This window comes from Streptomyces sp. NPDC085931 (assembly GCF_044540565.1).
Classification (GTDB): domain Bacteria; phylum Actinomycetota; class Actinomycetes; order Streptomycetales; family Streptomycetaceae; genus Streptomyces.
The window spans coordinates 242,209-254,748 of the sequence record NZ_JBITSK010000004.1 but is presented as its reverse complement, the minus strand read 5'-3'; the positions used below and the strand labels follow the sequence as shown (position 1 = coordinate 254,748).

The following is a 12,540-nucleotide window of genomic DNA, read 5'->3' as shown; positions in this document are numbered from 1 at the left end:
GGGTGGACGCCCCGGTCGATGCGCGGTCTCCGCCGACCGCGGGGCCGCTCCACCGCAGGCGGCGCTACGGGATGAGGACGACCTTGCCGCTGACGGTGCCGGACTCGGCCAGCCGTACGGCGTCCGCGACCCGGGTGAGGGGCAGTTGCGCGGCGATCCGGGCCGTGACCTCGCCGCGCTGCAGGGCGGCGAAGACCTGGCCGAGGTCGGCGCGGAGCCGGGACCGGAAGCGGTCCTTGGCCAGGGCCCGGCCGGCCCAGATGTTGAAGAAGCGGGCGCGGCGCCGGTTGGGCAGGGCGTTCCACAGCCACACCCGTATCAGCAGTTTGAGCACCGGCCACTGCTTGGACCCCTCGGCGTCCCGGGTGGAGGCGCTGCCGTAGGAGACGAGCGTGCCGCCGGGGGCGAGCAGGCGCCAGGAGTCGACGATGCCCCTGCCGCCGACGTGGTCGAAGACGGCGTCCACCCCGCCGGGGGCGAGCGCGCGGAGCCGGGCCGCGAGGCCGGGGGCGCGGTGGTCGACGGGGACGACTCCCTGCGCGCGCAGGGCCTCGTGGTGGCGTGCGGAGGCCGTGCCGATCACCCGGGCGCCCGCGGCCAGGGCGAGCTGGACCAGGACCGAGCCGACACCGCCGTTGGCGCCGTGCACCACGACGGTCTGTCCGGCGCGGACGCGGGCCTTGCGGTGCAGCATCTGCCAGGCGGTGATGCCGTTGACGACGAGGGTCTCCGCCTCGGCCGCGCCGATCCCCTCCGGCACCGGCACCACGTCCGCCGCGTCGACCAGCACGTGGCTGGCCCAGCCGCCCACCTTGACCAGCGCGGCGACCCGCGTGCCGGCCAGTTCGGGCGCCACGCCCTCACCGGTCGCCAGCACCGTGCCGACCAGGTCGTAGCCGGGGACGAACGGGAACGGCGGCTGGTCGTAGTAGCGGCCGCGGCGCATCTGCTGCTCGGCGAAGGAGACCCCGGTCGCCTCCGTCCGGACCAGGAGCCGGCCGGGTCCGGGCACGGGGACGGAGCCGCGGCGGATCTCCAGTCCCTCCGGCTCGACCTCGCCCGGCAGTACGACCTCGACGCGCTCTTCGGTGTCCATGACGCCCTCCACTGATGGTGACTGTCTCTCGTGTTCGTTAGAAGTTGTAACTCCTCGGCGGGGAGAGTGTCAATAACTCCAGTGATAGCCTCTAACTGTGACGGAGGCAGAGCCGATGAAGAGCCCGCGCGAGCGCTACCGCGCCCAGGTCCGCGCGGAGATCAAGGAACGGGCGTGGGAGCAGATCGCGGCGGCGGGCGCGTCGGCCCTCTCCCTCAACGCGATCGCCAAGCAGCTCGGCATGAGCGGACCGGCGCTGTACCGGTACTTCGGCGGGCGCGACGAGCTGATCACCGAGCTGGTCAGGGACGCGTACCGCAGCCTCGCCGACACCCTGCGCGCGACGGCGGCCGAGCACGGCCCCGACGTGGTGGCGCTGGCGCACGCCCTGCGCGCCTGGGCCCTGGCCGACCCCCAGCGGTACTTCCTCGTCTACGGCACGCCCGTGCCCGGCTATCACGCGCCCGGCGACATCACCGCGATCGCGTCCGAGACCATGGCCACGCTCCTGGACGCCTGCGCCGCGCTGCCCGCGCCCCCGGACGGCGCGGCGACCCCCTTCGACGAGCACCTCGCGGCCCACCGGGCGTGGGCGGACGGCCACCCCGCCCCGCCCGCGACCCTCCGCCGGGCCCTGGCCTTCTGGACCCGGTTGCACGGCGTGCTGTCCCTGGAACTGGCCGGCCACTTCACCGGCATGGGCTTCGACCCGGCACAGCTCTTCGCCGCCGAACTCGACGCCCTGACGGACCCGACGCCGGCCGGCTGACCACCGGCGGACCGAAGGACCGGCGGAGGGCCGGCGGACCGGAGGATCTGCCCATGGCGGTCCACCTGCCGGTCCGCGCCGCCCTGCTCGCGGGGCAGGCCTCGCGGGCGGCGCGCTCACCCCGCCCGCCTCCCCGCCGCCGTGGGCGCGGCCCCGCACGCGGCGCTGCGGCACGACCGCCCGATCAGCCGCGCGTTCGCCGGCCACCGCCTCCGTCCTCGTCCCGGTCGCCGTCGGCCCGCCCGCCGCCCGCTGGACCGGGCCCCTCGCCCGGCGCCTGGACCGCCGCACGGTCTCCGCGCCCGCGGCCGAGACCCTCAAGAGCACTGCCCCCGCCGGCAGTTGAGGCACCGGACGCCACACGCCGGGAACGGCCGGATGACGACCGCGCGAAGGCGCCATATCCCCCGACCGTGCCCCGGGCACACCGCGCGGGGGCACAATCGCAGTGCAGGAGAGCGGAAGGAACCGCCGGCATGATCGAGTGGAGGCCCCTGAGGACCGGGGTCAGACCCGTCCCGCAGCCCGTGGCGACGCCGTTGGTCTGGGCCGGGGCCTTCGGCGGCGCGCTGGTGCTCGTGGCGCTCCTCAACAGCCTGGTCGGACCCGGCCGGCCCGAACTGGCCCTGGCCGCCCTGTCGTTGCTCGCCGCCGTGCTGGGGCTGTGCGCCCGCTTCACCGCGGCCCCCGGCACGGCCGTGCTGTGCTGGCTGTTCCTCAACGCGTTCGGCATCCCGCCCATGGGCACCCTCACCTGGGCGGGCCACCGCGACACCACCTGGCTCGGCTGCCTGCTCGCCGCCGCCCTCGTCGGCACGGCCCTGTCCCGCGTCGCCCACGCCCGCGCCGCCTACCACCGCCTCGCCCCGGGCGGCGCCCGGCCCGGCCGCCCCGGGCGTTAGGATCCGGGCCATGCCCCTGACCGCGGAGGACGTGGACCGGTTCGAAGCCTTCAGGCCACGCCTGGAGGCCATGGCCTACCGGCTCCTCGGTTCGGCGAGCGAGGCCGAGGACGCCGTGCAGGAGACGTTCCTGCGGTGGCAGGCCGCCGACGCCGCGCGCGTCGAGGTGCCCGAGGCCTGGCTGACCAAGGTGCTCACCAACCTGTGCCTCAACCAGCTCACCTCCGCCCGCGCCCGCCGCGAGACCTACGTGGGCCAGTGGCTGCCCGAGCCGCTGCTGGCCGGCGACCCGATGCTCGGCCCGGCCGACACCGCCGAACAGCGCGACTCGGTCTCCTACGCCGTCCTCACCCTGCTGGAGCGCCTGACCCCCAACGAGCGGGCGGTGTACGTGCTGCGCGAGGCCTTCGGCTACCCGCACCGGGAGATCGCCGAGATCCTCGACCTCACCGAGGCCGCCAGCCAGCAGATCTTCCACCGCGCCAAGCGGCACGTGGCCGCGGGCAAGGCCCGCGCGGAGGTCGACGAGGCCACCGCGCGGCGGGTCATCGACGAGTTCCTCGCCGCCGCCACCAGCGGCCGCACCGAACCGCTCGTACGGCTGCTCACCGAGGACGCCGTCGCGATCGGCGACGGTGGCGGCAAGGTCCCGGCCCGCGCCCGGGCGTTCGAGGGCGCCCTCGCGGTCGCGAAGTTCCTGCGCGGCATGTTCAAGCCGGGCAAGGCCCAGCGCGCCCTGGTCGGCGGCTCGATCGAGATGTACGCCACCACCGTCAACGGCGGCCCCGCCCTCCTCGCGGTCGTCGGCGGCCGCGTCTTCGGCACCATCAGCCTGGAGATCACCGCCGACGGCATCGCCGCGCTCCGCAGCCAGGTCAACCCCGACAAGCTGGAGCGCGCGACCCGGCGGTGGGCGGCCACCGACCACGGAGAACCCCTGGCCACGATCTTCTGACGGGCACCCGCCACGATGTGACCCGCTTCACACCGCCCTTCTGTCAGGAAACGGCGGACCACCCGGTTCAAGGGGTGAATCCGCAGACGACAGGAGCCAGGAAATGCAGCACCGCATCATCGTCCTCGGCGCCGGATACACCGGCGCCATCGCCGCCGGCCGCCTCGCCAGGCGCCTGCACCGCGACGACGTCGCCATCACCCTCGTCAACGCCGAGCCCGACTTCGTCGAGCGCGTGCGGATGCACCAGCTCGCCGTCGGCCAGGACCTGACGCCGCGGCCCTTCGACGAGATGTTCCGCGACACCGGCGTCGCCCTGAAGCTCGCGCGGGTCACCGCCGTCGACGTCGACCGCAGGACCGTCACCGTCACCGCCGCGCACCCCTCCGGCACGCCGGGGCAGGGCGAGCCCGGGGACGCGGACGCGTCGCGGGAGGAACTGGAGTACGACACCCTCGTCTACGCGCTGGGCAGCAGCTGGGACGCCCGGGGCGTGCCCGGCGTCGCCGAGCACGCCCACGAGATCGCCGGCCGCCCGGGAGCGCTCCGGCTGCGCGAGCGCCTGGCCCGTCTCGACGCCGGGCAGCCCGTCGTCGTGGTCGGCGGCGGCCTCACCGGTCTGGAGGCCGTGACCGAGATCGCGGAGGCCCGCCCGGACCTCGACGTCGCCCTCGTCGCCGGCGGCGGCCTCGGCGACTGGCTGTCGCCCCGCGGCCGCCGGCACCTGCGGAAGGTGACCGACCGGCTCGGCATCACCGTGCACGAGCACACCGAGGTCACCTCCGTCGCCGCCGACCACGTCACCACCGCCGCCGGCGGCTCCGTGCCCGCCGCGGTCACCGTGTGGACCACGGGCTTCGCCGTCCACCCGATCGCCCGGGCCACCGCCCTGGAGGTCACCGACACCGGCCGGATCGTCGTCGACCGGACCATGCGCTCGGTCTCGCACCCGGACGTGTACGCCATCGGCGACGCGGCCCTCGCGACGGGCCCCGGCGGGAAGCCGCTGCGCATGTCGTGCGCGTCGGGCGTGCCCATGGCCTGGCAGGCCGCCGACGCCATCGCGGCCCGGCTGACCGGCGGGAAGCTCCCGGACGTGTCGATCCGGTACTTCAACCAGTGCGTCTCGCTGGGCCGCCGGGACGGCCTCATCCAGTACGTCACCGCCGACGACCGGGCCGTCGACGCGGCCCTGACCGGCCGGCTCGCCGCCCGCTACAAGGAACTGGTCTGCAAGGGCGCGGCCTGGGGTGTCGCCCACCCGATCCTGGGCCCGGCCCGCCGCCGGCGGGTCGTTCCCGCGACGGCCCCCGCGAACCCGTCGGTCGAGGCGGCGGCCTGACGGTCACGACGGGCCGGGCCCGGGTCGTGGACCCGGGACCCGGCCGCCGCGACGGCCGCGACGGCCCAGGTGTCGACGGCCCGGCGGCGGTGGCGGCGGCCGGGCGGCGGCGGTGGCGGTCAGAGCCGGCCGAGGATGTCCCGGAGCTGTTCGACCTCCGCGGACTGGCCCTTGACGATGGCGCGGGCCGTCTTCCTGGCCTCGGGGTCGGCACCCTCGCGCCGCTCGACCTCGGCCATGGCGATCGCGCCCTCGTGGTGGGCGATCATCAGCCGGGCGAACGCCCTGTCGAACGCCGTGCCCTTCAGGTCCGCGAGCCGGTCCATGTCGGCCTCGCTCATCATCCCGTCGCCGGGTCCGTCGCCGTGGCCGTCGCCGTGTCCGGTGCCGGGCATCGACGGGGCGCCGGTGGGCTCGCCCCAGGACGTGAGCCAGCCCTTCATGGCCTTGATCTCAGGGTCCTGGGCCCGCTCGATCCGCCGGGCGAGTTCCTCGATCTCCGCGTCGGAGGCCCGGCCCTCGGCCAGCCGGGACATCTCCAGGGCCTGCTCGTGGTGCGGGATCATCAGCTGTGCGAACCGCACGTCGGCGTCGTTGAACGCACCGGCCGGGTCGCCGGACCCGGTGCCCGGCCGCGCTCCGGCCGTGGCCGACGCGCCCCCGTGGTGGGTGGTGCCGGTGTCGTCGCCGCTGCCGCAGGCGGCCAGCAGCAGGGCTCCCGCCGCGACGGCGGTCACCGTCGCGGCGTGGCGGGCGGGGGTGCGGCGCAGGGCACGCGTGAAGGCGGTCATGGTGTCTTTCACCTCGGTGTCGTCCGGTCTTCGGGCTGTTCTCGGGCTGTTCTCGGGCATGCGAGACGGCGGGACCGCGCAAGCTGCGCGCCCGCTCAGGTGTCTCGGCCTACAGCCGAAGGACCGACAGCAGGGTGAGATCGGGACCGCGGGGTGGCGGGGGGTCGGGGCGCACCGCCGCGAGGGCCCGGGCGTGCAGCCGCGTCAGCCGGCCGGACTCACGGGCCAGTGCCGACCGGACGAGCGCGGTGAGCACCCACACCGCGAGCAGGACCGCCACGCACAGCGAGGCCATGTCCCCGGCGCCCAGGGGCGGGTCGGTGGAGGCCGAGTGCCCCGCGGCGACCGGATGCGGCGCGTCCCCGGCGGCGGAAGCCGGCCGCTCCCGCGCGGAGGCCTCCTGCTGGTGCGCGGCCGGTTGTTCGTGCGCGGAGGCCTCCTGCTCGTGCGCGGACGCCGGCTGCTCGTGCGCGGACGCCGGCTGCTCGTACGCGGACGCCGGCTGCGGCACCGCCACCGCCGCGTGCGAGGCCTGCCCCGACCCCGAGCCGTGTGCCTCAAAGGGGTGGCCCATGGTGTGCATGACGAACACGCCGAGCGCGAGCACGACGACGAGCAGCAGGTGCCCGAGGGCGCCCGCCGCTCGTGCGTACCGGCTCACGGCCACGGTGACCGACCTCCGCGGGGACGGGATGCGCGTCGGGCCCTGGAAGTGCCTCGGACCCTGGACGTACGTGGGTGTGGTCCCGGGCAATATACCCCCGGCCCGTATCCGGCAGGCGGACGGCCGGTCAGTGGTGGGCGTGCACCACGGCGTGTCCCTTGCCCCGGCCGATCATCCACTTGTTGACCGGCGTGGTGACCAGGAAGGCGACCGCGAACCCGCCGAGCAGGGCCGACCAGAACAGGCCGTCGGACAGATGGGCGTCCATCGCGCCGGGCGTCAGCGCGATGATCGTGTTGTCGACGAGTTCCATGACGGCGATCGAGACCGTGTCGGCGGCCAGGGCCACCTTGATCGCGGCCTTCGGTCTCAGTCCGGCCCGCACCACCGCGAACAGGGTGAACGAGTAGCCGAACAGGAAGGCCAGCGCGATCGCCAGCGCCATGGTGGGCACGTTGCCCCAGCGCAGCGCGGTCCCGATGACCATGCCGAGGATCTCGCCGACGGCGCAGCCGGTCAGGCAGTGCAGCGTCGCCCTGACCGCCATGCCCCAGGAGGCGCCCGCACGGGCGTCGTGGGGTGACGCGTGATGAGCGTGATCGTGCGTGGAGTGGTCCATGACTCGCAGAATATACCCCTGGGGGGTATACGGCGACCCCACTGAGGCACGACACGCGAAGCCTCACGGGGGCGGACAGCACTGCGGGTGGGCACCGGCCCTGACCTGCCGATGCCCACCCGCACGCGCTCCTCGCGCCGTCGTCCGCCCGGGCGGACGCTAGCCGCCCACGTACCAGCTGAACCCGCCGTTGCTGGAGGCGACCGCCAGCATCACGAGCCACAGCACCACGGCGACCACGCCGAGGATGATGCCGGCCTTGGCCATCCCGGCACCGTTCCCGGGCCCCTGGCGGCGGGCGACGACACCGAAGACGATGGCCAGCGGGCCGAGGATGATGTTCAGGATGAACAGCCCGACGATGCCGCAGCACAGGCTCGCGATCGCCATGCCGTTGGTGCGCGATCCGGAGGACGCGGCAGGGGAACTGCCGTAACTCGTCATGGGAGACTCCCAGTTGTCGATGACACGGACCGAACGAGCCGTTCGTGACCTCACGTTCGGCTCGATTGTCCGAATGCCCCCTTGTCGCGTTCCCATGTCACCCGTGTGCCGGGCCGGGGCGGAGGCCGCCGTCAGAACAGCGCCTTGTACCCCTGCCATCCGGTCGCGATCTTCGTGCGGCCGCCGAAGGAACCCCTGCCGTCGCCGTTGTTGCGCCAGGCGTTGCCGGAGGAGTCGCGGGAGACCAGGTCGGCCCGGCCGTCGCCGGTGATGTCACCGACGCCCACGACCGCGGTGTAGGACGCGCCCCAGTCGGCGAACACCTTCACCCGGGCCTTGAACCCGCCGGTGGCGGTGCCGCCGTAGCGCCACAGCTCGTTCGACTTGTCCTGCGCGAGCAGGTCGCCGTGGCCGTCGCCGTCGAGGTCCCCGGCGCCCAGGACCTTCTTGTAGCCCGTCCACTTCGACGCGATCTTCACCCGGGTGGCGAGCTTCCCCGTGCTGGTCGCCTTGTAGAGGTAGACGTCCCCGGTCGTGGCCTGACGGGCGATCAGGTCCGCGCGTCCGTCACCGCTGACGTCGCCCGGCGAGGTCAGCACGTCGTACTGGGTCCAGCCGGACGTCCCCAGCGAGGTGTACGCGGTCGACGGGGTCACCGCCTTGCCGCACCCCGGCCGGTAGGCGCGCAGCGCGCCACTGGCGAACCGCACGAGCACGTCGTTGCACCGGTCCCCGTTCAGGTCGCCGAACGGCACCGCCTTCACGGTCGCCGGCCACCCCGAGCCCGTCGTCTTCCCGGTGAACACCCCGGTCCCGGTGCCGGACTGGTACGTCAGCCCGCCCGAACCGTTGAGCGTCAGCAACTCGCCGAAGCCGTCCGAGCCGGTGAAGTCGCGCCACGCCGGAGCGGCGCCGGTGACCTTGACCGTGCCCGTCCTCGTCAGTGCCGCGCCCTGCCCGTCGGCGGGGGTGACGGTCAGCGTCCAGGTGTAGGCACCGTTGGGCACCAGCCGGCCGGCGCCGTCCTTGCCGTTCCACGCCGGGGCCACCACACCGCGCGCCTGACCGCCCGAGAGGGTGCGCACGGCCTTGCCGGTGGCCTTGCCGGCGATCACCAGCTGCCAGGAGGCCGCCGGCTTGTTCAGCCACCACTTCGGGCCCCACTGCGCCGCGCCGCCCTTGACGTCCACCGAGGCGGCGACGGTGGCGTCCCGCTGCACGAGGGGCGAGACGGGAATGCCGCTGGGCGTCAGCCGGACGGAGTTGTCGGAGCGGAGCTGCGCGATCACGCCGGTGTACGGGTCGACGTCCCAGGTGTGGTAGCCGTTGCCCTCGAACGCTCCGGCGGTGCGCGTCACGGGCGTCTCGCCCCGCACGTCGATCACCTTGAGCTGTCCCTCGTCGGACAGCGCGACGAAGCCGTCACCGAGCTGCGCCTGTCCCCACACGTCACCGGAGACCAGCGTCGTCTCCCGCTTCGTGACGGTGTCGTAGACGCCCAGGCCCTCCGAGTTGAGCACGCACTGCCACAGCAGCCGGTGACCGACCGCCTGGAAGTTCTCCAGCAGGCACCCGCGCCCGAACGACACCGGCTCGCCCTCGCGCCCGGTCAGCAGGTCGACCGGGATCACGCCGCCGCTGCCGTACGACAGCCACGCCGTGGTGCCCCACAGCGCCTTCACCCGCTCCGTCGTCTCGTACACCGTGCGCCCGGAGTCGAGGTCGACGATCCGGGTCCGCCCCGCTTCGGCGCTGTCGAACGAAGCGGCCAGCGCGGCGAACCGGCCGCTCGCGGCAGTCACCGGCACGTAGGTGCGGGAGCCGTCGATCCGCGTGCCGGGCATCCACTGGCCGGGCCCGAGCAGGCGGGGCTGCGCGGCGCTGTCCTCGCCGTAGCCGGAGACGATCGTGCGGCCGTCCCCGGTGTCGGCCAGGCGCGGGCCGCCCTCGCCGTAGGGCACCAGGTCGAGGCGGCCGCGGTTGGTGCGCGCGCCCGCCGTGGGGGAGCCGCTCACCCCGGTCTCCCGGGTGTGCAGATACGTCCACTCCCCGGCGGGGTCCTCCTCCACGGTGGTCAGCCTGCCCTGGGCGTAGGTCAGCCGGGAGACCGTGTGGGCGGCCCGCGCGGGGTACGCGTCCGCCACCCTGCGCACGGTGACCCCGCCGCCGTCGGCGGGCGCGACGAGGGAGACGCCCCACTGGTCCGGGTGGGCACCGCCCGGTATCAGGAGCCCGCCGTCCGGGGTCGGCATGGCCTGCCGCGAGGTCCGGGCCAGGATCGTCCGGGGCGCGGAACCGTCGAGCGGGACGGCGTCGACCCGCCAGACCGGGAGGTGGGTGCTGCTGCGGCCGAAGGACGCGTCGTACCGGGACACGATGACGCGGTCGCCGACCAGGCCCAGCACCTGCCCGACATCGGCGAGCGGCATGGTCCGCGGCGTGCCGGTCAGGTTCGCGCGCGGGACGGTGAACAGGGTGCCGTCGTGCCACCACACCAGGTGGGTGGAGCTGAGCGCGACGAGGGAGTACCACGCCTTCACCTCGTACGGCAGCGTCGTCAGCCGCCCCTGCGCCACGTCGAGCCAGCCGGTGAACTCGTCGTCGCCCGTGCGGTACCGCACGATCTGCCCGCGCGCGTCACTGAGCGAGGAGTGCCACAGATGGCTGCCGGAGGGCAGACCCGTCACCGTGCGGTCGGCGACCGAGCCGTCCGCGCCGGGGGCCAGCAGGTGCAGCACGGTGTCGGTGCCGGCCTTCCCCGTGGTCGTGACGACCGTCGACCCGAGGGTGCTGTAGTAGGTGTGCCCCTCGGGGAGCGCGACCTCGCGGACCTCACCGGAGGCCATGTCGCGCAGCGTCACGGTCCGGGCCGACTGGTCGTAGCGGGCGACGACGTCCGTGCCCGCGCCCGAGGCGGTGGTGCCGTAGGAGTCCCAGCCGGACGCGTCGACGACCGTGTCGGCCCCGGCGTAGCTCGTCCACAGGTGACCGCGCCCCTGCTCGTAGCGGAGGAACCCGGAGGGCCCCGCGCTCAGCAGGCTCGTCCAGGGGACGGCGGACGTGGTGGCCGGGACGACCACCTCTCCGGCGACCGCCTCGCCGTGCGCGCTCCCGGCGGTCAGCGAACCGAGACCGACGGCGAGCGTGAGGGAAACGGCGACGGCGGTGGCGCCTCGAACGAGCGCGCGTCTGCCCATGCAGGACCTCTCCGGGGATGTAGGCAGGGCGGGGCAGGCGTGTGCGCGCCGTCGCGCCGCGGGTCACGAGCCTGCGCGGCCGGCGTTTCGGACACCCCCCCAGGTGAGTGGCCGGATCGTAGCAGTTGTCCGGTCCATGATCGACAGACGATCCCGCGCACGATCCGCGTCCCACCGCCCCGGCCGTTCCCGACTGCCGCTCCGGCCGCCGCTCCGGCCGTTCCCGGCGCCGCCCCTGCCGTCGTTCCGGCCGTTCCCGCCGTTCCGGCCACTCGGCGGCGGCCCTCCGATAACATGTTCGATCTCATCAAACGATCAAAAACTGGAGCATCGCGGGTGTCTTCGCGGATGAGCGGATGAGCGGCAAGACGTCACGGATCGCGTGGCGCCACGGACGCGCGGTGCTGTGGTCCGCGGCCGGCCTGGTGGTGTGCGGATTCCTCATCGCCCTGGAGGCCGCCTCCCGCCACTACGGCGAACCCGGCCCGATCACCACCCAGCTGCAGGCCCTGGTCCTCGCCCCCAAGTCGGGCCCGCTGTACGGCGGGCTGGCGCTGATGATGGTGGTGCTGACCTGGCGGCAGCGGTTCCTCGCGGCCGGCACGGCGGTCGGCATCGACACCGTCCTGCTGCTGATCCGCTGGGCGGCCGGTGCCGAGATACCCGAGGGCGTCTCCTTCGGCACGGGCGCGCTGTGGGTGATGCTGGGCACCGCCGTCATCGCCCTCACCCGCCGCACCGGCCCCGAACGCGTCCTGCTCCTCAAGGGCGTCGGCCTGGGCCTGCTGCTGGTGGCCGCCCGCAAGATCGGCGACACCTGGCTGTTCATCACGTCGAAGACCCGCCCGACCGTCCTCGACCAGTACGTCGCCACCGCCGACCACGCCCTGGGCGACCCGTCGTGGCTGGTGGGCCGGGCGCTTCAGGCCACCGCCCCCGTCGGCCCGCACCTCCTCCAGCTCGTCTACGCCCAACTGGCCGTCGCCGCGGTCGTCGTCGCCTGCTACCAGCTGCGCAACGTCGTGACCGAGCGCCGCTTCCCGCGCCACCACCTGGTCCGCACGTTCCTGCTGATCGGCCTCCTCGGCCCGGGCGTCTACATGCTCTTCCCGGTCGTCGGCCCGGTCTTCGCCTACGGCCCGGGCGCCTCCGGCACCGGCGGTGTGGAGTGGGCGGTGGCCGACCTGTGGCCCCACACCCTGCCGCCGGTCACCACCCCGCTGCCCATGACCTACGACGGGATCACCCCGCGCAACTGCATGCCCAGCCTGCACACGGCCTGGGCCCTCGCCATCTACCTCCACACCCGCAGGGCCCCCCGCCTGCTCCGCTACGCGGGCACGTTCTGGCTGATCGCCACGCTCACCGCGACGCTCGGCTTCGGCTACCACTACGGCGTCGACCTCATCGCGGGCGTGGTCTTCGCCCTCACGGTCGAGGGAGCCCTGCGCGCCGCCGACCGCGGCTGGGACCGCTCCGGCGTCCACCTGGTCACCTACGGCACGACGATCTTCCTCGCGCTCCTCGTCTCGTACCGCTACCTGCCGACGGAGATGGCCCGCCACCCGGAGATATCCGGCCCGGTGCTCATCCTGGCGATGACGTCGGTGATCTACGGCTACCTCCGCACAACGCGCCGCTGGGACCCGGCCCCCACGCCTCCCCTGCCGGATCCGGAACCGGAACCGGAGGCCCGGCCGACCCCGGCCCAGGCGTCCTGACGCCACGCGGCCCGCCGGCGACGGCCCGGCCGGGCCGGAC

At 74.3% G+C, this 12,540-nt stretch carries 11 protein-coding genes; 5 read left to right on the top strand and 6 right to left on the bottom strand.

What is annotated here, in order from left to right; all coding sequences use genetic code 11:
- Positions 1-64 precede the first annotated feature (64 nt).
- Positions 65-1,096 carry a medium chain dehydrogenase/reductase family protein gene (locus ACIGAN_RS09915; RefSeq protein WP_399856516.1) on the bottom strand — a complete coding sequence of 344 codons (1,032 nt, stop codon included), beginning with the start codon at positions 1,094-1,096 and terminating at the stop codon, positions 65-67.
- Between the two features lie 115 nt (positions 1,097-1,211).
- Here ACIGAN_RS09915 and ACIGAN_RS09910 point away from each other — a divergent pair, with 115 nt between their 5' ends.
- From ACIGAN_RS09910 to ACIGAN_RS09895, 4 genes are all read left to right on the top strand, one after another.
- Positions 1,212-1,865 (top strand): TetR/AcrR family transcriptional regulator, encoded by a 654-nt coding sequence (locus ACIGAN_RS09910; protein ID WP_399856806.1) that lies wholly within the window; start codon positions 1,212-1,214, stop codon positions 1,863-1,865.
- Positions 1,866-2,341: 476 nt separating this feature from the next.
- Positions 2,342-2,767 (top strand): hypothetical protein, encoded by a 426-nt coding sequence (locus tag ACIGAN_RS09905; protein WP_365090468.1) that lies wholly within the window; start codon positions 2,342-2,344, stop codon positions 2,765-2,767.
- A 10-nt stretch (positions 2,768-2,777) separates the two neighbouring features.
- Positions 2,778-3,722: an RNA polymerase sigma-70 factor gene (locus ACIGAN_RS09900; protein WP_399856513.1), complete on the top strand. Its 945-nt coding sequence runs from the start codon at positions 2,778-2,780 to the stop codon at positions 3,720-3,722.
- 103 nt (positions 3,723-3,825) lie between these two features.
- A complete protein-coding gene (locus ACIGAN_RS09895; protein ID WP_399856511.1) occupies positions 3,826-5,064 on the top strand; it encodes an NAD(P)/FAD-dependent oxidoreductase in 1,239 nt (412 codons plus the stop codon).
- A gap of 119 nt (positions 5,065-5,183) precedes the next feature.
- Here ACIGAN_RS09895 and ACIGAN_RS09890 read toward each other — a convergent pair whose 3' ends face one another.
- The 5 genes from ACIGAN_RS09890 to ACIGAN_RS09870 form a co-directional block, all read right to left on the bottom strand.
- A complete protein-coding gene (locus ACIGAN_RS09890) occupies positions 5,184-5,855 on the bottom strand; it encodes a DUF305 domain-containing protein (protein WP_399856510.1) in 672 nt (223 codons plus the stop codon).
- Between the two features lie 109 nt (positions 5,856-5,964).
- Positions 5,965-6,516, bottom strand: coding sequence for a hypothetical protein (locus ACIGAN_RS09885; protein ID WP_399856508.1), 552 nt, complete (start codon positions 6,514-6,516; stop codon positions 5,965-5,967).
- 130 nt (positions 6,517-6,646) lie between these two features.
- Positions 6,647-7,138 carry a DUF4396 domain-containing protein gene (locus ACIGAN_RS09880; protein ID WP_399856506.1) on the bottom strand — a complete coding sequence of 164 codons (492 nt, stop codon included), beginning with the start codon at positions 7,136-7,138 and terminating at the stop codon, positions 6,647-6,649.
- Between the two features lie 159 nt (positions 7,139-7,297).
- Positions 7,298-7,582 (bottom strand): DUF4190 domain-containing protein, encoded by a 285-nt coding sequence (locus ACIGAN_RS09875; protein ID WP_365090485.1) that lies wholly within the window; start codon positions 7,580-7,582, stop codon positions 7,298-7,300.
- Positions 7,583-7,713: 131 nt separating this feature from the next.
- Entirely contained in the window at positions 7,714-10,779 is a 3,066-nt protein-coding gene (locus tag ACIGAN_RS09870; RefSeq protein ID WP_399856504.1) for an FG-GAP-like repeat-containing protein, read from the bottom strand.
- A 356-nt stretch (positions 10,780-11,135) separates the two neighbouring features.
- On the opposite strand from ACIGAN_RS09870, the gene ACIGAN_RS09865 reads away from it, so the two are divergent.
- The gene (locus tag ACIGAN_RS09865) at positions 11,136-12,500 is read left to right on the top strand and encodes a phosphatase PAP2 family protein (RefSeq protein ID WP_399856502.1); all 1,365 of its coding nucleotides are present in this window, start codon (positions 11,136-11,138) and stop codon (positions 12,498-12,500) included.
- The last annotated feature ends 40 nt before the right edge of the window (positions 12,501-12,540 follow it).

Coding starts and splice junctions, on each gene's coding strand:
- ACIGAN_RS09915 (WP_399856516.1), bottom strand. CDS start 1,096: ATGGACACCGAAGAGCGCGTCGAGGTCGTACTGCCGGGCGAGGTCGAG.
- ACIGAN_RS09910 (WP_399856806.1), top strand. CDS start 1,212: ATGAAGAGCCCGCGCGAGCGCTACCGCGCCCAGGTCCGCGCGGAGATC.
- ACIGAN_RS09905 (WP_365090468.1), top strand. CDS start 2,342: ATGATCGAGTGGAGGCCCCTGAGGACCGGGGTCAGACCCGTCCCGCAG.
- ACIGAN_RS09900 (WP_399856513.1), top strand. CDS start 2,778: ATGCCCCTGACCGCGGAGGACGTGGACCGGTTCGAAGCCTTCAGGCCA.
- ACIGAN_RS09895 (WP_399856511.1), top strand. CDS start 3,826: ATGCAGCACCGCATCATCGTCCTCGGCGCCGGATACACCGGCGCCATC.
- ACIGAN_RS09890 (WP_399856510.1), bottom strand. CDS start 5,855: ATGACCGCCTTCACGCGTGCCCTGCGCCGCACCCCCGCCCGCCACGCC.
- ACIGAN_RS09880 (WP_399856506.1), bottom strand. CDS start 7,138: ATGGACCACTCCACGCACGATCACGCTCATCACGCGTCACCCCACGAC.
- ACIGAN_RS09875 (WP_365090485.1), bottom strand. CDS start 7,582: ATGACGAGTTACGGCAGTTCCCCTGCCGCGTCCTCCGGATCGCGCACC.
- ACIGAN_RS09870 (WP_399856504.1), bottom strand. CDS start 10,779: ATGGGCAGACGCGCGCTCGTTCGAGGCGCCACCGCCGTCGCCGTTTCC.
- ACIGAN_RS09865 (WP_399856502.1), top strand. CDS start 11,136: ATGAGCGGCAAGACGTCACGGATCGCGTGGCGCCACGGACGCGCGGTG.